Genomic DNA, 22,834 nt, shown 5'->3' on the forward strand with positions numbered 1-22,834 from the left:
CCTTATTCCAGCCGGAAAGCAACGTTGGTCACTACTCTGACTCGCTTGATCTCAGGGGTATAGTTATCCAGATCTTCGATGCTGAACAGCCCTTGTGTGGCTTGCAGAATGGCACCGACCTGGCTGTCTGAATCCTCGGCAAACTGCTCTGCAGCCCGGCGCGCGTCCCGTGTAGCTTCGGCGACCATCTCCGGTTTGATCGATTCGAGTTCAGTGAACAGGAAACGTGGCATGTGCTCGTAGCTTTGAGTCAGGCTGATACCCCCGCGAACCAGTTCATCGGTCGAATTCATGGCCTGTTTGACCTGTACGGCATTATCGCTGCGTATCAGTATCACGACATCGGCGCCGTAGCGGAAGGCCGGACGATGTTCACCGTAGGCATGCTGCTCACGATCATTGATCTGGGTGGGCACGGGTTGTATCTGCTCAGGTGTGAAACCCTGCAGCAGCAAAAAGGCATTTACCAGCTCACGCTGCTGATCTATCTGCTCCTGCAAACTGCTCAGATCCTGCGCTTGTACTTGAAACACCAGGGGCCAGAGTACTTGATTGGCGGCAACTTCGCGCTCAGCCAGTCCGCGTACTGTGACTTTACGATCTGCACTGGTGATCACACCCGCCGAGCCGGTCAGGCCATCTCGGATATGTGTACCGAGCAGGGAGGGGCCAAGAATAATGGCACTGAATATAAAGAGTATACCCAGCAGAGAAACCAGCAGCAGTTGACGCTCTTTCATCGGTCGAATCCTTTTGTCAGATGTGGGCAATATGCCCATGAACTCATCAAGTCTAGTTTAACTCAGCTTAATAGAAGCTGATCAAACAGAAGTGATTCACTACGTACTGATATCTGATGCCTGTCACATCTCGACACTTTTCAGTCGCGCCAGATAGGGTGTCATGGCAAAGCCGAACTTCTGGCTGAGTTGCTGCGCATTGACCTTGAGTTGCTTATTACTGAATTGACTGGGTGTTTTGCCAGCAAAGATGATCCAATTGCCATCCTGCGTGGTGCAGGTGCGGATATCTGCAAAAAGCTGGCGCAGGGTATTGAGTGAACCACTCTCGCGATGTTCACGCCAGCAGTTAAGCACCAGCCAGCCCTCGGGCTTGAGCAGGTCATGGCAGCGGCGCAGATACTCAGGTTGCAGCTGCTGCTCATCCAGGCCATCCACCGTATAGATATCACTGAACAGCACGTCCGCCTTCTTGCCTGTTGGTGCCTGCAGATAATCCACTGCGTTCAGATTCTGTACCTCAAGGCGCTTGCTGCGCGGTAACTGAAAATAACGGTAGGCCACCTCGATTACGGCAGGTCGTAACTCGATGACCTGCTGTTTCAGTTCAGGGTAGTGGAAGTGCAGGCAGGAGTTGAGGCTGCCACCACCCAGGCCCAGGCAGATGCTCTGCTTCGGGTTGCAGAACAGCAGTGCCAGCAGCATGGTGCGCACATAGTCATGCTGAGGCAGATAGGGATCATGCTTGAACCAGCAGCTCTGTTCATCATGATCCCCGAATGCCAGGTAGCGCTTGTTGCCGTCATCCAGAACGCGGACAGCACCAAACTCATCATATGAGCGATAGATCTCTTTGCCTTGCAGTGACATGTGGGCTCCAGTGGGGCAGGCTGCGTAAAAACCGCGCGATCATACCAGAGATACCTCTTTTGAGCCCGTCTGATTAAGTTGCATTTGATATGCATCAATACAGTCGGACGCCTTTATCAGGATACTGGTGCAAACGGAGGTAGTTATGCAATTAGTCGACCTGTTATTGAAAGAGCTTGAAACGGTTGGTGTTAACCAGTTGTTTGGTATTCCCGGTGATTTCGTGTTGCCCCTGTTCGAGCAGTTGGAGCAGAGACAACAGATGCCGATTACCTATCTCAGCCATGAACCCTCGGCGGCCTTTGCGGCAGATGCCGCGGCACGGGTGCTTAACAAACCCGCTACTGTGATTCTGACCTATGGTGCCGGTGCACTGAATGCCGTCAATGCGGTTGCCCAGGCCTATGTTGAACATGTGCCATTGATTGTGATTGCCGGTTACCCATCGGCTGCCGAGAAGGCCAGAAATCTGATGATCCACCATCAGGCCCGGCACTATGATTCACAACAGGCAATCTATCGTGAAATTACCGCCTGTCAGGTGCGCCTTGACGATCCGATCACTGCCGCCCAGCAGTTGCGTGACGCCCTCGACTGCTGTGTTGAGCAGTCGTTGCCGGTGCTGATCGAGCTACCCAGAGATGCTGTTTCATTTGATCTGCAGCCCCTGCCGCCGAGCCAGCCAGCCTCGCTGGATCTCGATCTGTTAAACCACTGCACCCTCGCCATGACTGAACGGTTGAAGCAGGCAAAGCGTCCTGTGGTGCTGGTGGATGTCGATGTGCGGCGCTTTGATGCCGTTACTGCACTGGAAGCGATGTCGGAGGCTATGCGTATTCCGCTGATCAGCACGTTTCTCGGTCGTGGTACGCTGAGCAGTACCCATCCGCAGTACGCTGGATTGTTTCTGGATCGATCAGACAGCTGCGCGACTGAACTGCTGGCAGAATCGGATCTGATCATTCTGGCGGGCGTGATCCAGACAGACAGTAACTTTGCGGCTAATCTGGCACTGTTTCCTGAAGATAGAGTGATCGATCTGCAGCAGGGCAGGTGTCAGGTTGGTGCTGAGCAGTTTATCGGTTTGCCACTCTCATCCATCTTCATGGCGCTGGCAAAGGATTCAGGGCTGGAGCCTTTTGAACAACAGATGCTGATACATCGCCACCACGCCGATCATAAGTCTGTCGATGCCAGCGACAATGAGCTGACCCCAGCCGGGGTCGTGAAGCATATCCATCAATTGCTGTCGCAGCAGGATGAAAAGGTACCCTTTATCTCGGATGTGGGTGACTGTCTGTTCGCATCACTTGAAGCAGATCCAACGCTGCTGTTGGCACCGGCCTTCTATGCCTCGATGGGGTATGCCGTGCCTGCTGCGCTGGGTGTGCAACTGGCCACAGGGTTGCGTCCGGTGGTGCTGGTGGGGGATGGTGCATTCAGAATGACAGGGCTGGAGCTGGGGCACTGCACACGTTACGGCCTGAGCCCGATCGTTATTCTGTTCAATAATGGCTGCTGGGAGATGATCCGCGCTTTTGCCCCCAGTCTGCAGTGCAGCGGCATGGGTGAATGGCAGTATGCCGAACTGGCGCGAGCCATGGGTGGCGAGGGCATAGTGGTGCGTGATGCAGATGCTTTTGCAGATGCCTTCGCGAAGGCTCGAAACACACCGGACAAGATGATGTTGATTGAGGTGCAATACGAAGTGGGCAAACGGACGGATCGCCTGTCACGCTTTGCTGAGGGGTTTCTGGGTGCGGGGAGAGTATGTTCAGCAGTCTGAGATGAAAAAGCAGGTATTTGATCTGAACAAATGAGGGTCACCCAATTTACCTCCCGGTAGGTATGTCTTTCACCGGCGTATCGCATAGTATGATGGTATGAGCCGTTCACTCAATTGGGCACTTCAGTGGCCGGGAACGGAATTGGGAGTCATATCATGGAGTTTGCGAAGATTGAAGAGGCCCAGGAATTTCTGGGCCTTCACCCTGAGGTGGAGCTGTTCGAGCTGTTCATTCTGGATGCTAATGGTGTGCCGCGTGGCAAGCTGCTGCATCGAGAGGAATTGTTGGCGGTGTACGAGTCTGGCAGGCCTTTGCCGAGTACGATTCTCGGCCTGTCGATCAAGGGTGAGGATGTTGAGGAGAGTGGGCTGGTCTGGGAGGTCGGCGATGTGGACTGTCGGGCCTATCCTCTACCAGATAGCCTGGTGCTGTTGCCCTGGCGCAAGATACCCACTGCCGCGGTGCAGGTGAGTATGCATCCGGAGGAGGGGATGCCAGCGGCGGTGGCAGATCCACGCCATCTTTTGATTCAGGTGATTCAGCGCCTGCAATCGCTGGGTTATGATCCGATCATGGCCTGTGAGCTGGAGTTTTACCTGCTGGATCAGGCGCGTGATACGTCGGGTAAGCCACAACTGGCACAGGAGCCTGGTGGGCTGAGACCTGATGCAACTCAGGTGTATGGACTGCGTGAGCTGGAGCAGTTTGAGCCGTTTCTGGCGGATCTTTATGAAGCCTGCAGGGTACAGAAAATTCCGGCGCGCACGGCGATTTCGGAGTATGCACCGGGCCAGGTGGAGATTACGTTGCAGCATGGCGATGCGCTGAGTGCAATGGATCAGGCTGTGCGCTACAAACGTTTGGTCAAGGGGGTTGCCCATAAGCATGGCATGCAGGCCTGTTTTATGGCTAAACCCTTTGCGGAGCTGTCCGGCTCCGGCATGCATATGCATCTGAGCTTGAATGATGCCGCTGGCAATAATTTGTTTGCCAGTGAAGATCCTGCCGGTACATCTCTGCTGCGGCAGGCGATCGGCGGCATGCTCGCTTCGCTGACCGAATCGCTGCTGTTCTTCTGCCCCCATGCCAACTCCTACCGCCGTTTTCAGTCCGAGAGCTATGCACCGCTGGCACCGACCTGGGGCGTGGATAACCGTACCGTATCCATGCGGATTCCCGGTGGTCCCGCCGAGAGTCGCCATGTAGAGCATCGTATCTGTGGGGCTGATGCTAACCCCTATCTGGCGGCAGCCGCGATACTGGCGGGTGCCTTGCGAGGTATTCAGGAGCAGATCGATCCGGGTGAACCGATCACCGGGAATGGTTATGCGCAGGTCAGCGAGCAACTGCCGGGGGACTGGCTCACGACACTGGATGCGTTGCAGGGTTCTGACTGGGCGCGCAGTGTGCTTGATCCGGGTTTTCTGAAGATCTATCTCACCGTAAAGCGGGCCGAGTATCGTCAGTTCATGTCAGAAGTGAGTGAGCAGGACTGGCGCTGGTATCTGAATCAGGCCTGATATCCACGTCAGTAAGGAATACAGTATGAAACAACAGCAGACGATTGCCGGGCGTGTGAGCTCCTACTACAGTGCAACGCTGAATGAACAGATCGATTACCCGGTGTTGCAAGATACTATCGAGACCGATGTCGTGATTATCGGAGGAGGCTTTACCGGTGTGGCATCGGCGGTCGAGCTGGCCGAGCGGGGCTTTAGGGTTGTGCTGGTGGAGGCTAACCGACTCGGCTGGGGCGCTTCCGGGCGCAATGGCGGCCAGGTGACCGGCAGTCTGTCGGGCGATGAGGCGATGCGCCGGGAGATGCGTAAGACTCTGGGCGACGAAGTGGACGATTTCATCTGGCATCTGCGCTGGCGTGGTCATGAGATCATCAAAAGCCGTGTTGAAAAATACGGTATCCAGTGTGATCTGCGTTATGGCCATCTGCATGCTGCTTGCAAACCTGCACATATGAAAGAGTTGGAAGCCAGCTATCGGGAAGCGCAGCAGCGCGGGATGGGTGAGGAGGTAACTCTACTGGATACGGCTGGCGTGCGTGAGCTGCTGGATACTGATTTCTACTGCGGCGCGCTCCGCAATAACCGTAATATGCATCTGCACCCGCTTAACCTCTGTGTAGGCGAAGCGAAAGCGGCGGCCGGTCTGGGTGTGCAGATCTTCGAGCAGACAAGGGTCGAGGAGATCCTGCATGGCGAGCGGCCAGCAGTGATCACCTCTCAGGGACGTATCAATGCCCGTCATGTACTGCTGGCAGGTGATGTGTATCACCGTCTGGAGCAGAAAAAACTCAAGGGGATGATCTTTCCGGCGATGGGAGGGATTGTGACGACAAAACCGCTGGGCGAACTGGCACAGCAGATCAATCCGCACAATCTGGCGGTGTATGATTGCCGCTTCGTGCTGGATTATTACCGTATGACGGCGGATCAACGTTTGCTCTTCGGTGGAGGCTGCAACTACTCGGGGCGTGACTCGCGTGATATTGCAGCCGAACTGCGGCCAGCGATCGAACGCACTTTTCCGCGCCTGAAAGGGGTCGAGATCGAGTTTGAGTGGAGCTGTGCGATGGGGATCGTGATCAACCGCATTCCTCAGCTGGGACGCCTGTCACCCAATGTCTGGTACTGCCAGGGCTATTCCGGGCATGGTATCGCCAGTAGCCATATCATGGGTGAGATCATGGCAGATGCGATCAGCGGGCATCTGGAAAAGTTTGACACCTTTGCAGCCTGCAAACAGATCCGTGTGCCCTTCGCCGACCTGCTCGGCAACCCGATGCTGGCGGCCGGGATGTGGTATTACCAGATGCTGGAGAGGTTGCGTTGAGGTGATTACTCAAAGTTGCTATTTGGCATCACGCCGGTTGGTTCTCGCTTTATAACTACTGTAACTGATCAACCCCAGTGCGGTAACGGTGCAAAGCATGCCGAGGCCTTCGGCCCCGCTGGGGCGTTCGCCCAGTTCTATCCAGCCGCTGAGCACGCCGACAGCGGGGACGAGCAGGGTGGATAAGCCGGCCAGGCCAGCAGGCAGGTGGCCGAGAATGAACAGCCAGAGCAGCCAGGCCAGGCCTGTGGCGAGTATGGCGTTATACGCCAGAGCACCATAGAAGTAAGGGGTCAGTTGCGGTGGCTCCGAGGGGAGTATCCCGGCCAGAATACATAGCGCGATGGCACCCAGCAGCATCTGCCAGGCGGTCAGTGAGAGTAGATCCACCCCTTCGCCGATGCGCATTTTTTTGGCAACCACCGCGCTGATTGCCCAGATCAGTGCGGCGCTTAATCCCAGGAAGGTACTGAAAGCATCCGGCTGGGTACGCCAGGGTTCGATGATCAGCAGCAGCCCACCCATGGCAACGGTGATCGCAATCCATTGCATGCGCGTGACGGTTTCTTTCAGAAAAAACAGGGATAACGGCAGTAGCCAGAAGGGCATGGTATACACCAATACAGCGGTTTTGCCGGCACCGCCCTGAACCAGTGCCCACTGAATCATCGCTGTGAACAGAGCCGTTTGCAGCAGACCCAGCAGCAGCGTCGGCCCGAAGGCGCGAATGCGCAGTGAACGACGGCGCAGAATAATCACGATAAAGAGTGCTATCGCGCCGAACAGAGTACGCAGTGCCGAGAAATCAAAGGGATCAACATAGCGCATCACCTCCTTCATCACGACCCAGTTGTAGCCCCAGATCAGTGACAGGAAAAACAGGGCGATGATTGCCAGATGTGTTTTGCTGAGAGTTGGCATCATGCCTTCTTGTTAGCTGTGTCAGGATCTGCACAGATCTATATTACAGGTGCAGTTTATGCGCACTTAAATCTGCGCCTTGATTGCTGTGGCCAGCTCATCCGGTGACAGGGTGTGCTGCAGTGCGGCTGCCATTTTTCCCTGCTTGTCAATGAGATAGATTCTGGCGGTATGGTCTACGGTATAACTCATGGCCGAGTTGGGTGTTTCCACTATGCGATAGAAGGCACCATACTGGCGAACGACCTTGTCCAACTCCTCTTTGCTGCCGGTGATGCCGGTGATGCGTGGTGAGAAGTGACCAACATACTCAGCCAGATGCTCAGGCGTGTCTCTTTCTGGATCAACACTGATAAACAGCCCCTGCACCTGCTCGGCCTCGGCTTCACTCATGCTGTCGAGCGCCTGTGTCATCACGGCCAGGGCGGTCGGGCAGATATCCGGGCAGTGGGTGAAGCCCATGAAAATCACGACCACTTTACCTGTGTAATCAGACAGTGACACAGGGCCTGTGTCGGCATGCAGCGTGAAGTCGCCGCCCAGGGAGCTGCTGGTCAAGGTTGACAGGCGAGCGGGCTCATCCTTTTGGTTGATCAGTAGCGTACCGCCTATCGCAAGTGCCAGCAGGCATACAAAGAAAAATATCTGTTTTGCGTTCATAGTGAGCCTCAATGTGCGCTGAAATCGAACCAGGTAGTATAGGTTGTGGTGCTGTCGTCAATGACCAGTTGTGCTCTCCAGGTCATCTCGCCGGTTGCACAAACGGCCAGTTCGGTATTGCCGCTCCAGTTTCCAGAAGAGTGATCAGTACTGTGCAGCTGCGTCTGATTGATCCCCATGTACATATCGCGTCCCTGAATATCCAGCAACACCGCCTGTGCATTGATACCTTCGATCTGCACCAGAACCTGAAGTGGTTTCATGGAGTACAGCGGACCAGGTGTGATACTCAGGCTTACCCGCTTCTCGCTCAGTACCGCTTCACAGATACCTGTGTGTAGATCGCAGGGTTGTGGCTTCAGTTCAATGGCAGTGTTGTTTTGCTGCAGATACTCTGGCAGCAGCATCAGGGCAGCCAGTCCTGCCAGTAGCAATACAATGATCATCACCGCACGACGTTTCAGGCCGGGGATGGTTGGTTTATCTGAACTCATGGAAGTTTACTGTATCTGCTGCAACTGCTTGCTGTAGTTGGCTGATTTTGGCATCTGGCCGACATAATTATCGTGCCGCTTGCGCGCTGATCAGACGATGACGATATAATGGGGTCTGATTGAGCCTGACTTTTCCTTTATTGTAAAGTCCTTAAGTAATGCTGCGGAGCCCTGAGTGATCAAGTCTGGTTTGACAATTGTTGCTGATGAAAACATGCCGGCGCTGGAACCTCTGTTCGGCCATCTGGGATCGCTGGTCCGGTTGCCGGGGCGTTCGATGACTCCTGATGATCTGAAACAGGCGGATATTTTGCTGGTGCGTTCCGTGACTCAGGTTGGTGAGGCGTTGCTGCGAGACAGCCAGGTTAAATTTGTCGGCACGGCGACGATTGGCACGGATCATATCGATCAGGCCTGGCTGCAGCAGGCAGGCATAGCCTTTGCCAGTGCCCCCGGATGTAATGCCGATGCGGTGGTGGACTATGTGCTGAGTGTCTGCTTTCATCTGGCGAGGGAGCAGACGTTTGACCTGAGAGACAGAACCTTCGGTGTTGTTGGCGAGGGGAATGTTGGCGGTCGGCTCGTCCAGCGCTTGCGCGCCATGGGGGTGCAGGTGCTGGTGTGTGATCCACCGAAAGCGCGTGAGCAGGCTGTTGATGTTGTAGTTGAGAGTACAGTTAACAGTAGCCTGGATAGTGTTGAGAGAGTGGATCTGCCAACACTGTTGGCGCAGGCGGATATTATCAGTCTGCATACCCCTTTGACCCATGACGGCGAAGACCCCACCTGGCACCTGTTGGGTGCTGATCAGCTGGCAGTGCTGAGAACCGGAACGATACTGATCAATACTGCACGTGGACCGATCATCGATAATCAGGCGCTGTTGCAGGTAGCCCGACAGCGGTGTGATCTGACGCTGATACTGGATGTCTGGGAGCAGGAGCCGGTCGTGGATCCTGAGCTGGCTGCTCTGTGTCGCATAGCGACCCCTCATATTGCCGGTTATAGTCTGGATGGCAAGATTCGCGGCAGCTGGATGCTGTATCAGGCGCTTGGGCAGTGGTTGGAGAGAGAGCCTGAAATCACTCTGCAATCGGTGCTGCCTCCAGCGGCGTTCAACCAGGTGGTGTTGGGGCAGGGGGCTGATACGCTGCCGTTGATGCAATTACTGTATGATCCGCACCGGGATGATCGGGCGCTGCGAGCGACATTGCACCTGCGGCCGGATGAGCGGGTAAAAGCCTTTGATCACTTGCGCAAGTCCTATCCTGAAAGACGTGAATTTGCTACCTTGAGCCTCAGTGGTGATATCTCATCAGCACAGCGAAGGGAGCTGTCTGCTGTCGGATTCCGTTTATAGGGCACCTCATCATCTAACCGCCAGGCTTTTCCGAACTGGATCAGCACCAAGTTCGGCTGCCGCCTGGTGACGGTTTTTGAGATACCCGATTTGTAATTTTTTTAATCCCGGATATGTGTGGCCTGATGCCTGACTCTGCAGTTCAATTATCAATCAAACCCGCTTTGACTCTGGCACAGCTGAAGCCTGTTCCCGGTGAACGGGTGCGGCTTGAAACACGTATACCGAGAGCGCGCTACAGTGTCCGCTTTATCGGTTTGCATGAAGGCGGCGGGGTGCTGGTTAGCTCACCCAAACCGGGTGCGGGCAGAACGCTGCCGAATGAGGGTGCGAGCCTGACCGTGAAGCTGGCAGCGGGTAATCATATCTGTGCGTTTCAGGCCCGGTTGCTGAAAATTCAGTATCTTCCCTTCCCACATTGGGTGCTTGAGTATCCCGCCCAGATAGATGTGCGCAAGCTCAGGGCGCATACCAGAGTACCGGTAAACCTGATGGTCACGGTAGATAACGAAACCTCAGACAACGGTTTCCCGATGAGCGTCTTCTGCAATGATATCTGCCTGAAGGGCGCCAGCCTCGAAGCCGGACGTATGCTGGGAAATCCGGGGGAAAAACTGTTTATCACGACTCGTGTATCAGTGGCCGGGCTGGATCACGTGATGCTGATCCCCGCTGTTCTTCGCAGTGTATATCAGCGTGAATCTGGTCCGGTTGGTGTGTTTCGTCATGGAGTTGAATTCTTTGATCTTGAAGAGGAAACACGTCTGGTGCTGGCCGGGTTTGTCTATCAGCAGTGTCTGTATGAGAGTGGCTATCTTGAAGAGTACGAGTCTTGAGGAGTATGTAGCGATATGAGTTTTCGTCTGGGTCTGATCATCAATCCGGTTGCCGGTCTGGGTGGCAGTGTCGCGCTTAAAGGCAGTGACGGCCCCGAAACCACTGCGCGTGCCCTTGAGCTGGGCGCACAGCCACGTGCAGCAATCAGAACCGGGCAGGCACTTGAGCTGTTGCAGGGGCAGGATATCCGGCTGCTGACCTGGGGTGGCGAGATGGGCGAAAATCTGGCCAGATCCCTCGGCTTCGAGCCTGAAGTGCTGGGTGCAACTGCCGAGATCACGACCCCTGAGGATACGATACAGGCCGCCAGGACACTGGCTCAGGCAGGAGTCGATCTGCTGCTGTTTGCCGGTGGTGATGGCACGGCCCGCAATATCTGCGATGCTTTGGAGGATCGCTATCCGGTGCTGGGGATTCCGGCTGGGGTCAAGATTCACTCAGGTGTCTATGCGATAACCCCCCAGGCCGCTGGGCAGATAGTACTCAGTCTGGTGCGGGGAGAGCTGGTGACCCTACAGGATCGTGAAGTGCGTGATATTGATGAAGAAGCGTTCCGTGCAGGCAAGGTTAGGGCGCGCTATTACGGTGAACTCAAGGTGCCAAGTGAGCACCGTTATATGCAGAGCGTCAAGAATGGTACCCGCGAAGATGAGTCACTGGTACTGGCCGATATCGCTGCGGACTTTATTGAGCAGATGGATCCGGATATCCGCTATATCATGGGTTCAGGCAGCACCGTGGCGGCGATCATGGAGGAGTTGGGGCTACCCAATACGCTGCTGGGTGTTGATGTGATTCAAGGTGGTGAGCTGATTGCTTCAGACTGCACTGCCAGTCAGTTGCTGGAACTGACCGAGGGATATGAGACCCAACTGGTGATCACGCTGATCGGGGGGCAGGGGCATATCATCGGGCGAGGTAATCAGCAGATCAGCCCGGAGCTGCTGTTGCGGCTCGGACGTGATGCGCTGTATATCGTGGCCACTAAAACCAAACTGAATCAACTCGAAGGGCGGCCGATGATCAGCGACAGCGGCGAGCCGGAGGTGGACAGAATGCTGGCTGGCTTGATGCCGGTGCATACCGGCTACCATGATGCGGTACTCTATCGCGTTGGCTTCTGATCAAGGCTGTGTAGACTATTTATCTGCTTTATTCAATGGCAGGTTGGTGCTGGATTTGATGCGATCCAGTACCACGGTCGACTTCACATGGCTGACGCCTCGGATCGCCACCAATTGATCCATCAGAAAGTCGGAAAAAGTCTTCAGATCAGCCAGTACGACCCGCAGCAGGTAATCTGCATCACCTGTGACGGAGTAGCATTCCAGAATATTGGGGATAGCGGCAATTGCTTCATGGAAATCCTTGGCCGGATTTTCACCATGCTTCTCCAGCGTCACGCTGACGAATGCCATCACCCCAAAACCCATCTGCGCATGATTCAGAATCGTGGCATAGTGTTCAATCAGTCCACTCTGCTCAAGGCGTTGCAGACGTCTTGAACATTGAGAAGGAGACAGATTCACATACTCCGACAACGCGACGTTGGATATCCGTGCATTTTCCTGCAGCGCCTGAATCATGCGCCAGTCATAGCTGTCGAGTTCCAGAGCGGTCATCTGTTACCTCCTTTCGGTTGTCATGAAAAGTTGTCATGAAAAGCTGTCATATGTTGGTCATCTATCGAGAGGGCAAGACGGGTAATCATATGCATGGCTGATATTATGCAATAATCCTTCAAATCGAAACCCTGTATGCAATTTTCATTCATTATGGCAGGCCTGGCCGGCTTAATACGCGAGGATATTTCCTGTCTCAGCTCCTATAATTTCTCTTATGAGCTTAGTCATACCGTCGGCCATCAGCGGCCGTTCAGAATAACAAATGAGGAGCTGTCCCATGAGTAACCCAGCACGCGCATCGCGCATTACCGATACCAATCCTATGGGTACGGATGGATTCGAGTTCGTTGAATATACCGCCGAAGACACCCAGCAACTGGAAGCACTGTTTCTGTCGCTCGGTTTTACTGCTGTTGCCCGTCATCGCTCCAAGGATGTGACACTGTATCGCCAGGGCGATGTCAACTTCATCATCAATGCAGAGCCGGACAGCTTCGCGCAGAAATTTGCCCGTCAGCATGGCCCGAGCGCCTGTGCCATGGCATTTCGCGTGGCGGATGCTGCCTATGCTTTTAAACGTGCCGTTGAGCTTGGCGCAACACCTGCGACCAACAAAATCGGCCCGATGGAGCTGAACATTCCTGTTATCGAAGGGATCGGTGGCAGTCTGATCTATCTGGTGGATCGCTATGGTGATGCCGGTTCCATTTATGATGTCGATTTTGTGCCGATCGAAGGCGTGGATCAGAACCCTGTCGGTGCCGGCATGTCCTATATCGATCATCTGACCCATAACGTCTTCCGTGGCAATATGGATGTCTGGGCTGAGTTCTACACCCGTCTGTTCAACTTCCAGGAGATCCGTTACTTCGATATCGAAGGTAAGCTGACAGGCCTGAAATCCAAGGCGATGACCAGTCCCTGTGGCAAGATCCGCATTCCGATCAATGAGTCTGCCGATGACAAGAGCCAGATAGAAGAGTATCTGAAGCAGTATCAGGGTGAAGGGATTCAGCATATCGCCATGGGTTGCACCGATATCTTCAACACGGTTGAACAACTGCGTGAAATCGGCGTGAAGTTCATGACACCGCCACCAGCCGCCTATTACGAAATGCTGGATGAGCGTCTGCCGGGCCATGGTGAGGATCTCGAACGCCTGCAGCGTAACGCCATACTGATGGATGGTGCACCGACTCAGGATGGCGGACGCCTGTTGCAGATCTTCACAGAAACCGTGATCGGTCCTATCTTCTTCGAGCTGATTCAGCGCAAGGGTGATGAAGGCTTCGGTGAAGGTAATTTCCGCGCACTGTTCGAGAGCATGGAGCGCGACCAGGTGCGCCGTGGTGTCTTGCAGGATAACGCATAATCCTGCTGATTCAACTGACAAAGGCAGGTACTCCTGCCTTTGTCATATTTGAGACTTACGTCCGGCCCCAGTAAACTGCACTGATCCATTATCAGATGCAGCCGGAGAACACCGTGTCTCGACAGAAGCCGTTTTCGCAAGCCTGCGAGAATAACAAGGGCCCGATACTTGCCATTCTTCAACCTCTACTGACAGTACCGGCAACCGTACTTGAGATAGGCTGTGGAACCGGTCAGCATGCCGTGCATTTCGCTGCCAATCTGCCGCATATTAACTGGCAGCCAAGCGATCAGGCTGTCTACCTGCCTGGTAGTCAACTCTGGATCAATGATGCCGCTTTACCCAATTTGAATGACCCACTGGAACTGGACGTGATGGCCGAGGACTGGCCGATCAGCGAAGTGGATGCCGTTTACTCAGCCAATACCGCCCATATCATGCACTGGCCTGCGGTGGTGGCAATGTTTGAAGGGGTTGGTCGGGTGCTCAAGCCGGGCGGGCGCTTTGTGCTTTATGGACCCTTCCGCTACTCAGGGCGCTACACCAGCGACAGTAATATTCAGTTTGATCAGTATCTGCAGCGCAATGACCCGGGCATGGGGTTGCGGGATCTGGATGATCTGACTGCTTTGGCACACCTTCATGGCCTGATGCTGGAAGCAGATCATGCCATGCCGGCGAATAATCAGACGCTGGTCTGGTATCGCTCGGCATATCACTCGACATGAGTGTGATCAGCGCCTGCTGATATTCCAGGCGATAAAACCGGCCACCAGCCCCCAGAAAGCACTGCCAACACCGAAGAGTGTCATGCCTGAGGCGGTGATCAGAAAGGTGATCAGCGCTGCTTCTCGTGCGCTCTCCTCCTTGACGGCCACGGCCAGGCTGTTACCGATGGTGGCCAGTAAGGCCAGCCCTGCCAGGCTCAGCACCAGTTCGGCGGGAAAGGCAAACATCAGCGCCGCGACAGAGGATGCCATCAGGCCCGTCAGCAGATAGAAGAACCCCGCTGCAAGTGCAGCCGTATAACGCTTGTCCCTATCCGGATGAGCTTCTTCGCTCATGCAGATGGCGGCGGTAATCGCGGCCAGATTGAGTGCAAAGGCGCCCAGCGGTGCCAGCAACAGTGTCGCAACCCCGGTCCAACTGATCAGTGGTGACAGAGGTGTCTGATAACCGGATGCCCGTATCACGGCAATACCGGGCATATTCTGTGATGCCATGGTGACAATGAACAGCGGTATACCGATGCTGATGATTGCCGTCAGTGAGAATACCGGCAGCGTCAGTACCGGTTGCGTCAACTGCCACTCAAAGCCATTGAAATCCAGCATCCCCCTCAATCCTTCCAGGAGAACACCCAGCAGCAGAACAGAAAGGATCGCATAGCGTGGAAACAGGCGTTTACCGATCAGGTAGGCCGCGAACATCGCACATACCAGCAGCAGTTCGGTTTGCATCGATGTGAAGATCGATAAACCGAATTGCAACAGCACGCCAGCGAGCATCGCGGCCGCGAGTGACTGCGGAATATACTTCATCAACCGCTCAAACCAGCCGGTGACACCCGATAGGGTTATCAGCAAGGCGCTGAACATAAAGGCGCATACCGCCTCGGGCATGCTGACACCCGGTAGACTGGTAACCAGAAGCGCTGCACCCGGCGTGGACCAGGCGGTCAGTATCGGTGCCTGATAGCGCAGCGACAGACCGATGGTAGTGATGGCCATGCCGATACCCAGTGCAAAAAACCAAGAGGCTACTTCAGCCGTGCTGGCACCGGCGGCTGCAGCAGCCTGAAAGATAATCACGGCTGAACTGGTGTAGCCGACCAGTACGGCGACAAAACCTGCCGTGATGGAGGAGAGTGAAAAGTCCTTGAGCAATGACACGATTGGCTTCCTTCCGGAACATGCCCGGAACTGGATCAGACGGTTGAATACTGGTATCGTGCGTTATAGCGCACATGGCGTAAAGAGTGTAAATTATCATTGTGCGCTATAACGCACAAGTGAAATTTCAGCATGGATCAAGCGGCATGCATAGCGAGCAGGGCGATCAAGGCGATCAGGGCGATCAGGGCTAAGAGGCAAGGGCATAGGTGGAGCAGATATCAGAGCAGTTAGGTCAAAACCTTCGCCAGTTGCGACAGGATCGGCAATGGAGCCTGGATGAGGCGGCACGGCGAACCGGTGTCAGCAAGGCGATGCTCGGGCAGATAGAGCGCGGTGAGTCGAGTCCGACCATCGCCACCCTGTGGCGTATCGCCACGGGATTTCATATCTCTTATTCCAGCCTGTTGACCGGGTTGACTGAAGAGAGCTCACTGATACAGCAGGGCATCACCCTGGATTCGGATGATCCCGGCATTCAGGTCAAGGCGCTTTTCCCCTATAACCCTGCGACAGGCTTTGAAGTGATGCAATTGCGCCTGGAGCCAGGCAGCAGTACTTTGTCGGATCCGCATGAAGCGGGTGTCAGCGAGCACCTGATCGTGACCGAAGGGTGTGTTGAGTTATGGCTCAAGGGGCAGTGGCATCCTGTCAGGCAAGGGGAGACCTTCAGGTTTGCAGCTGATCAGCCGCATGGTTATCGAAACAACAGCTCGATCCCGACTGAATTTCATGACATTATTCACTATGCCGGTCAGGTAAGGCCTGCACAGCCATTGACTGACACTTAGCGTCACTCCATTTCAAACACTGACCTTTTCCGTCATAGCTCACTGGGCAGGGGTTCGCTAACATCCTCTGTACTCATCAGTGTCATGATCGCTGGAAGAGGAGGGTCGATTTTTCCTCCTGACCTTTCTGGCTGATTGCGCACACCACAATAATAAAAAGACGTTATTCCACCTGGGCCCGTGCCGGTGAATCACGTTTGGAGCGTGCCGTGAAGAGCTTTCTATACCCTGCTGTTTATCTGATGAACCAGCTCAGATATATCTATAAATTCGGCTTGATCAGTCTGCTTTTTCTACTGCCATTATCGGTCATGAGTTACGCCCTGATCAGCCAGTCATATCAGAATATACGTATCACTGAGCAGGAACGGGAGGGGGTTGAACTGCTGCAGCAGACTTCCCGACTGATTCAGTCTGCCGAACGCTACCGTGACCTGCGGGCAGTGGAACACTACCGCGACGTGCCTGATCTGGCGATGCAGATCACACGGCAGCGCTCCGAAGTAGCACAACACCTGCAAGCACTGATCTCTTCGACATCACCTCTGGTCGCCAGGAATCAGGTGACACACAATCAGGCTGTTAAGGGCCAGGCTATTCAGAGTCAAATATTGTCCAATCTGGACACTGTTGCCCAGCACTGGCAACGACTGGCCAGTGAGGGGGCCAGTAACCAGGGCTCGATAGATGCTCAGTTCAATGTCTACCATGATTTTGTCAGTGACCTGCTGCGTCTGCAGCGCTCCATTGCACAGGTGAGTGGTTTGACCAAGGATCGCAGTGATGAGGTACTGAATCTGATTGATCTGGTGGTGCGTGAGCTTTCTCCGGGGCTGGAGTTGATGGGCAGAAGTCGCAGTTTCGGGGTGTATGCGCTGAATGGTGATTTTCTGGAGTCGAGCCTCAGTGATCGTCTGAATCTGATCTTTGATGGTCTGACCGATGCGCAGCACAATCTGCAGCAGGTCATGATACCGGCAATCACCCCTGTTTCTGCCGGTGTGCCCGAGCTTAGACAACTGACGGACAGAGCAGAGGCATCCCTGCTCAATGTACGTGACATGCTGGATGAGGAGGTGATTATCGCGATGTCACTGGAACTGCCCTGGCAGGACTACTTCAACAGCACCAGTGCTGAGATCGATGCACTGCACCAACTGAGTATGACGCTTCTGCCGCAGGTAGACCACCTGCTGGAACAGCGACTGGCGGCTGACAGTCAACAGCTGTATCTATTGTTGGCGGCCCTGGCTTTTGTTCTGTTGTTGATCACCTATCTCTATTCAGGCTTCTATCTGTCTGTACAATCTTCGATCGACCGTATCTGGCGCGCCAGCCACTCGATCGCCGAGGGCGATATGACCGTGCGCGTAAAGTCGGGCACACGTGATGAAATGTCGGCGCTCACACTGGAGTTCAATCGTATGACAGAACGTGTCCATAATCTGATTACTGAAGTTCATGCAACGGCTCAGCAGGTATTTGAAAAGGCGGGCGAGGTGGAATCCATCTCCATCGAGAGCAGTGCTGCGATTCAGGGGCAGCGTGAAGAAACCGAGCAGGTAGCTGTTGCGATGAATCAGATGACACTGTCTGTGGAAGAGGTGTCGCGCTTTGGCTCTGAAGCTCTGGAGGCAGCCGTTCAGGCCGATGAGCATACGCGGCTGGGGCATCAACAGGTCAGTACTGTACTGACGGGCATTCATGCACTGGCGGATGAAATAGAAAAATCTGTAGAGGTGATCAACCGTCTGGAAGCTGACAGCCATCATATCACCCAAGTGCTTGATGTGATTAAAAGTGTGGCAGAGCAGACCAATCTGCTGGCGCTGAATGCAGCGATCGAAGCCGCTCGCGCCGGTGAACAGGGCAGGGGGTTTGCCGTGGTGGCCGATGAGGTACGGGTATTGGCACAGCGCACGCATCAGTCCGCCGAGGATATCGATAAAAGAGTGGCGGGATTGCATCAGGGGGTCGCTGAATCCGTTCGAGCGATGCAGAGCAGTCAGCAACTGGCCAGAAACACCGTGGAGGAATCAGGCAAGGTAGGTGCAGCCCTGCAGAGTATTGCGTCATCTGTACACACGATTGTGGAGATGAATGAGCAGATTTCCAGCTCATCCGGTGAGCAGTCCGGCGTTGCCAGTACGATAGACAGAAATATTCTGGCCATCAGCGGAGTAAGTGAGCAGACAGCGCGCGGGGCGGATCAGGTGGTGGCAGCCAGCAAGGAGATGGCCGCGATGACGGAGCAGTTGAAGCGGCTGTTGGGTACGTTCAAAGTCTAAGCTTGCCACGCCTGATATTGATACGAGATTTCGCAGCGATCCGCGTATATTCCTGAATGCAGGAAGTCCCGGCAATGCCGTGGGTTCGAGAAAGGGTAGTGTTGCGTAGAGTTGCATAGGAGCGCCATCCCTGGCGCTCCTATGCAACTGTTCTATCAGATTGTAAACCGCCTCAGAACCACCTGTTGTTCCTTGGCATAATCCAACAGGTCGCTGCTGCTGGCAGCTGCCTGCTCCGCACCCTGGGCTGTCTGTGCTGCTGCACTGTTGATGCCATTCAGCGTCATGCTGACCTCATCAACTGCAGAAGTCTGCTGCTGTGCAGCCTCGGCGATCTGAGTGCTCAGCGAGCGGATATGGGAAATGGAGTTGTTCATCTCCTCCAGTGATGCTTTGGAGGTGGTGGCATGGCCGACACACTGCTGGGCCTGGTCATAACTTTCCTTCATTACCTGTTCTACACGCTGAATCTGCTGTTGCATATTCTCAACCATCTCCTGAATGCGTCCGGTTGAGTTCTGGGTGCGGCTGGCAAGGTCGCGCACCTCATCGGCAACCACGGCAAAACCACGGCCATGTTCACCGGCGCGAGCGGCCTCAATTGCTGCATTCAGAGCCAGCAGATTGGTCTGTTCAGCAATAGCGCGGATTGTTGACAGAATCGACTCGACATCATTACCAGCTTTGGCCAGCTCAGTGCTGACCGTGACGGCTTCGGTGATCTCTTTGGCCTGGCGTTCGATACTTTTCAGCGTTTCGTCAACATTACGGGTAACATCCACACTGAGCTCTTCACACTGTCCCACCGCATCCAGTGTTGTATGGCTGTGGTTGGCGACCTCTGAAATGCTGCTGGAGATTTCGGTGGCAGCCGATGCGGTCATCTCCAGTTGCTGGCTCTGTTCCTGCATGGCACGAGTGGCCTGCGTACTGATGGCAGAGTTCTGAGTGGCCATTTCGGACAGTCGAACTGAACCTTCGGCTATCTGACCCAACACCTCTTTCAGGCTGCTGATCACTGCATTCAAGGACTCTGCCAGATCACCGAACTCATCCTTGCGTGACTGATCGAAGGTTACGCGCAGGTTGCCGTTACGTACCTCCAGCAGTGCTGCACGAATTTTGGACAGCGGCTGACGAATGGCCGTAATGGTCAGGAAGGCGACTATTACTGCAAAGAGCACAGTAGCTGCCGACAGCGAAAACATCACAAGAGTACTGACACTGGCGGCATCATTTGCCTGAACTCGTGCACCTTCTGCCTGGTTGTTGGCTGCCTCTATCAACTGATTGGCAGTTGTCAGCGAGCGCTGAACCAGTGCAGACACTTCGCTGAGCTGCTTTTCTATCTCCTGGTTCAGGTCGTACATTTCGCTGAGTAGCCGAACCATACCCTCTTCTTCGCCATAGAGTGCATTGATGATCTCATTGGTCACCAGTTCGGCGCCTGCCGCATCCTGGTCCACTTTCAGGAAATCATCGTAGGCTTTACGCAGTTCATTGCTGTTGGCGGCGAAATCGGCACGAAAGCGTTCGATATCAGCAGAGCGCATATAGTTGAAGTAGTGAAACCTATGCGTATTCATGGCGCGGTTGAGATTACGTACCGCGATGACACTGTTGATGTCAGTGACGCGTGAGGAGTAGGCACGCGCCCAGTTGGCCAGTGCATCACCCTGTATCAGGAAGTTAAGCTCTGAGCGGGTGGCCTGCTCCTGCATCACGATCTGACTCTGTCGATTGGTCAGAATCGCCTGTGCCAGTTGCCCGAGCTGATCGCTGTATCCACTCAGCTCGCGAGCCAGTCCAGCGAGTTCCGGTGCCTGCTCGAACTGGGTTTGAAGCTCGCCCAGTGACTGACTCAGTGTGCTCATCTGTTGGGTCAGATTGCCTCGTTGCTGCTCGAGCACCTCTTCATCATTTGCGGACAAACCCTCATATAAGGTCTGGATGGCACTTTGCAGGCGTACCATCTGTCGATAGCTGCCATCAAGAGCCGGAATGGATTCATCCATAACGTTTTCGAGGCTGCCGGAAATGCTGCGATTGCCATATTGGCCACCGAGGCTGACGATGATAATAAACAGAACGAGGATCGCAAAACCGAGGGTGATGCGCTGAGTGATATTCAGGCTCATGGTACTCCCGTTGTTTTTTATGGAATTATCGGGCGAAGATGAAGTTGAGTATAAGGGAAACCACTGGAGGGTCAATAAGAGTCTGCAACTGAAAGGTATCTTAATGCGTTTAATTGCCCGACTGCATCAACCGACAGTCGGGCAATAGGGTAATTACTGCTGTTTTGTTTTCCAGCCGACCAGCAGGCAGCTGATGCCGATCAGAAGGATGGCGATCAGTGTCCAGTCCGGAACGTAGAGAGTTGAATAGACATTCCAGCCCAGCAGTCCCAACAGGGTCGAAAAGTGTGTGGGGGCGCCGGCGAGGTGTCCACCGAGTGTTCCGCTGATCGCAAACAGCACTGACCCGATCAGTGCCAGTATGACCAGTACCCAGCGCTTGCAGCCACTGAAGGCGCTGGCACCGCCACGCCAGATGAGCAGTGTCAGCAAGGCATAGATGGCAGCAGACCAGTAAGAGGTCAGGATATGGTTACGGGTCATCGGACTGTGTGTATTGGCTTCCAGCGGCCACACCAGCAGGCCGCTGATAATGGCTGCTACGGCTCCCAGCAGGCTCAGGATCAGTAGCGGCAACAGAGCCTTGCGGCTGATATCTGCCCAGTACCCATGAGTGAGAGAGGCGATCAGAATCATAAGGGTTGCCAGTGCCCAGAATGCCAGAGGAAAGTGAACGAGCATATGATGCATACCAGTCATGACTTATCTCCTGCATCCGGGGTGAATTGTCTGAACAAGCCCATGCCTGCCAGCAGTATAAGAGCCAGACCGGCAAACAGTGTCAGGTACCACTGCCTGATAATTTCCTGGTTGAACTCCATCTCCACACCGTAAACAGCCAACTGCTCTTCACTGTGACGAGGTTTGACAGGCTTACCCTCGGCAATATCCGGGGCGCCGGCATGAGCCTTGCTGAGGAGTTGCGGCCAGTCCACCTGACCGGGATAAAAGAGTGTTACAGCAAACCATCCATCCTCACGCCAGGTAGGTTCATCGCCAGAAAAATAGTGTGACTGGATCTCGGCTTCGCGACTCAGGCCCAGCGTAAAGGGGTGTGATACATAGTGCCAGCGGCTGCCGGTGGCATCACGGTGTACGGCAAAGGCGATATCATAGATACCCTGTGGCTTGAACTGCTTGTCATCCAGTGGATTTCCTGTATCCAGCGCACGACTGAGCGTGACATCCCAGATGCCCTGAGACCAGAGACCCTTTCCCTGTACACCGACATCACCGCGTGAACCGCCTGGCTCGCGCAACAGTCGACGGGGTATCACATCCCCGTTCTGCCAGTTGGCATCCGGATCAAAGGGCATCGCTATCTCTTCGGAGATAAAATAGATTGAGTCGAAATCTACCCGACCGGAGGTCACATCGCTCCACTGCAGCCGGTCAACGCCTGCTTTGTCTGGATCAATCATGAACAGAGGCTGTTTAGTCTCTGCATCCCAGTTGGTGGAGAAGGGGCCTCTGCCTGCATCACCAAAACGGTGCTCGGCAATAACCTGATCATCGGACGCGCCGATGGGGTTGGAACGGCCAGCCCGCCAGTGCCACAGATCAAGAAAATAACCAGCTTCACGCTGTTCGCGCAGTTCATCAGTACTGACAACCGTACGCCAGTCGCTGACATCCTGCCGGGTATCAGGCAGATGTTTCTGAATCTCATCTGTTCCCAACTGACCTATGTGCGGGTGTGCTGCCACCTCGGCTTTGTCGGCCATATTGGTGAAGAAACGCATGTTGGATCCAACGGTGATATAACCGCCGTAGCGGCCAAACTCAGGAACTCTTCCATCATCCACCAGCATGGTGATGCGATCTTCATATGTGCCATCGGGGTCAGGCCCGACAATGGACGCTCCATGCCTTACCCACTGACCATCCTCATAACGCAGCATATCGTGATAGACATGCGGCTTGTCGGACTCCCAGCGATAGCGAAAAAAAATGGTTTCATCATTATGGCTGACCTGTACGCTCAGCGGCATGGTCAGTTCGGTTGGTATCCAGATGTTTCGATCCGGGTCGTTGTGGATCAGGCCCGTGCCCTGGCTGAACCAGATCAGCAGCAGGGCCAGGATCAAACCAGCCAGAATCGCTGGAAGTCTTGGTAAACCCATTTTCAGCTCCTTGAAATTCAGATGCTTATACATAAAGCGCCTATCCAGTCAGCATAGACGCTTTGAGCCTGAAAACCACGCTGAAATAA

The 22,834-nt window shown here is 54.5% G+C and carries 20 protein-coding genes; 10 read left to right on the forward strand and 10 right to left on the reverse strand.

What is annotated here, in order from left to right:
- Positions 1-2: 2 nt before the first annotated feature.
- Both F7R27_RS17480 and F7R27_RS17485 read right to left on the reverse strand, forming a co-directional pair.
- Positions 3-740 (reverse strand): SIMPL domain-containing protein, encoded by a 738-nt coding sequence (locus tag F7R27_RS17480; RefSeq protein WP_206060549.1) that lies wholly within the window; start codon positions 738-740, stop codon positions 3-5.
- 123 nt (positions 741-863) lie between these two features.
- Complete coding sequence (locus F7R27_RS17485) at positions 864-1,610, reverse strand: spermidine synthase (RefSeq protein ID WP_151705557.1); 747 nt, start codon at positions 1,608-1,610, stop codon at positions 864-866.
- 145 nt (positions 1,611-1,755) lie between these two features.
- On the opposite strand from F7R27_RS17485, the gene F7R27_RS17490 reads away from it, so the two are divergent.
- The 3 genes from F7R27_RS17490 (at position 1,756) to F7R27_RS17500 (ending at position 6,244) form a co-directional block, all read left to right on the forward strand.
- A complete protein-coding gene (locus F7R27_RS17490) occupies positions 1,756-3,396 on the forward strand; it encodes a thiamine pyrophosphate-binding protein (protein ID WP_151705558.1) in 1,641 nt (546 codons plus the stop codon).
- 156 nt (positions 3,397-3,552) lie between these two features.
- A complete protein-coding gene (locus F7R27_RS17495) occupies positions 3,553-4,917 on the forward strand; it encodes a glutamine synthetase family protein (RefSeq protein ID WP_151705559.1) in 1,365 nt (454 codons plus the stop codon).
- Between the two features lie 25 nt (positions 4,918-4,942).
- A complete protein-coding gene (locus F7R27_RS17500) occupies positions 4,943-6,244 on the forward strand; it encodes an NAD(P)/FAD-dependent oxidoreductase (protein WP_151705560.1) in 1,302 nt (433 codons plus the stop codon).
- A gap of 18 nt (positions 6,245-6,262) precedes the next feature.
- Here F7R27_RS17500 and F7R27_RS17505 read toward each other — a convergent pair whose 3' ends face one another.
- From F7R27_RS17505 to F7R27_RS17515, 3 genes are all read right to left on the reverse strand, one after another.
- Positions 6,263-7,165 carry a DMT family transporter gene (locus F7R27_RS17505; RefSeq protein WP_206060550.1) on the reverse strand — a complete coding sequence of 301 codons (903 nt, stop codon included), beginning with the start codon at positions 7,163-7,165 and terminating at the stop codon, positions 6,263-6,265.
- 66 nt (positions 7,166-7,231) lie between these two features.
- Positions 7,232-7,825 (reverse strand): SCO family protein, encoded by a 594-nt coding sequence (locus tag F7R27_RS17510; RefSeq protein WP_151705561.1) that lies wholly within the window; start codon positions 7,823-7,825, stop codon positions 7,232-7,234.
- An 8-nt stretch (positions 7,826-7,833) separates the two neighbouring features.
- Complete coding sequence (locus F7R27_RS17515; protein WP_151705562.1) at positions 7,834-8,319, reverse strand: hypothetical protein; 486 nt, start codon at positions 8,317-8,319, stop codon at positions 7,834-7,836.
- Between the two features lie 175 nt (positions 8,320-8,494).
- Here F7R27_RS17515 and pdxB point away from each other — a divergent pair, with 175 nt between their 5' ends.
- The 3 genes from pdxB (at position 8,495) to F7R27_RS17530 (ending at position 11,640) form a co-directional block, all read left to right on the forward strand.
- The gene (pdxB, locus tag F7R27_RS17520; RefSeq protein WP_240776424.1) at positions 8,495-9,679 is read left to right on the forward strand and encodes a 4-phosphoerythronate dehydrogenase PdxB; all 1,185 of its coding nucleotides are present in this window, start codon (positions 8,495-8,497) and stop codon (positions 9,677-9,679) included.
- Positions 9,680-9,804: 125 nt separating this feature from the next.
- Positions 9,805-10,515, forward strand: a complete 711-nt coding sequence (locus F7R27_RS17525) for a flagellar brake protein (protein ID WP_151705563.1) — start codon at positions 9,805-9,807, stop codon at positions 10,513-10,515.
- Between the two features lie 15 nt (positions 10,516-10,530).
- Positions 10,531-11,640, forward strand: a complete 1,110-nt coding sequence (locus F7R27_RS17530; RefSeq protein ID WP_151705564.1) for an ATP-NAD kinase family protein — start codon at positions 10,531-10,533, stop codon at positions 11,638-11,640.
- Positions 11,641-11,655: 15 nt separating this feature from the next.
- Here F7R27_RS17530 and F7R27_RS17535 read toward each other — a convergent pair whose 3' ends face one another.
- A complete protein-coding gene (locus F7R27_RS17535; protein ID WP_151705565.1) occupies positions 11,656-12,138 on the reverse strand; it encodes an Lrp/AsnC family transcriptional regulator in 483 nt (160 codons plus the stop codon).
- Between the two features lie 280 nt (positions 12,139-12,418).
- Here F7R27_RS17535 and hppD point away from each other — a divergent pair, with 280 nt between their 5' ends.
- Positions 12,419-13,513: a 4-hydroxyphenylpyruvate dioxygenase gene (hppD, locus tag F7R27_RS17540; RefSeq protein WP_151705566.1), complete on the forward strand. Its 1,095-nt coding sequence runs from the start codon at positions 12,419-12,421 to the stop codon at positions 13,511-13,513.
- Between the two features lie 113 nt (positions 13,514-13,626).
- Positions 13,627-14,241 carry a DUF938 domain-containing protein gene (locus tag F7R27_RS17545; protein WP_240776425.1) on the forward strand — a complete coding sequence of 205 codons (615 nt, stop codon included), beginning with the start codon at positions 13,627-13,629 and terminating at the stop codon, positions 14,239-14,241.
- A gap of 6 nt (positions 14,242-14,247) precedes the next feature.
- Here F7R27_RS17545 and F7R27_RS17550 read toward each other — a convergent pair whose 3' ends face one another.
- On the reverse strand, positions 14,248-15,405 hold the full coding sequence (locus F7R27_RS17550) for a benzoate/H(+) symporter BenE family transporter (RefSeq protein ID WP_151705568.1): 1,158 nt from the start codon (positions 15,403-15,405) through the stop codon (positions 14,248-14,250).
- 209 nt (positions 15,406-15,614) lie between these two features.
- On the opposite strand from F7R27_RS17550, the gene F7R27_RS17555 reads away from it, so the two are divergent.
- Both F7R27_RS17555 and F7R27_RS17560 read left to right on the forward strand, forming a co-directional pair.
- Positions 15,615-16,196: a helix-turn-helix domain-containing protein gene (locus tag F7R27_RS17555; RefSeq protein WP_151705569.1), complete on the forward strand. Its 582-nt coding sequence runs from the start codon at positions 15,615-15,617 to the stop codon at positions 16,194-16,196.
- A 209-nt stretch (positions 16,197-16,405) separates the two neighbouring features.
- Complete coding sequence (locus tag F7R27_RS17560; protein ID WP_151705570.1) at positions 16,406-18,484, forward strand: methyl-accepting chemotaxis protein; 2,079 nt, start codon at positions 16,406-16,408, stop codon at positions 18,482-18,484.
- 155 nt (positions 18,485-18,639) lie between these two features.
- On the opposite strand, the gene F7R27_RS17565 is transcribed toward F7R27_RS17560, so the two are convergent.
- The 3 genes from F7R27_RS17565 to F7R27_RS17575 form a co-directional block, all read right to left on the reverse strand.
- Entirely contained in the window at positions 18,640-20,622 is a 1,983-nt protein-coding gene (locus F7R27_RS17565; RefSeq protein WP_151705571.1) for a methyl-accepting chemotaxis protein, read from the reverse strand.
- A 153-nt stretch (positions 20,623-20,775) separates the two neighbouring features.
- Complete coding sequence (locus F7R27_RS17570) at positions 20,776-21,321, reverse strand: DUF2231 domain-containing protein (RefSeq protein WP_151705572.1); 546 nt, start codon at positions 21,319-21,321, stop codon at positions 20,776-20,778.
- Positions 21,318-22,745 carry an ethylbenzene dehydrogenase-related protein gene (locus F7R27_RS17575; RefSeq protein ID WP_151705573.1) on the reverse strand — a complete coding sequence of 476 codons (1,428 nt, stop codon included), beginning with the start codon at positions 22,743-22,745 and terminating at the stop codon, positions 21,318-21,320. Before F7R27_RS17575 ends, F7R27_RS17570 begins: the two co-directional genes overlap by 4 nt.
- Positions 22,746-22,834 lie beyond the last annotated feature (89 nt).

The sequence above is a fragment of the Nitrincola alkalilacustris genome (assembly GCF_008973755.1).
Taxonomy (GTDB): domain Bacteria; phylum Pseudomonadota; class Gammaproteobacteria; order Pseudomonadales; family Balneatricaceae; genus Nitrincola; species Nitrincola alkalilacustris.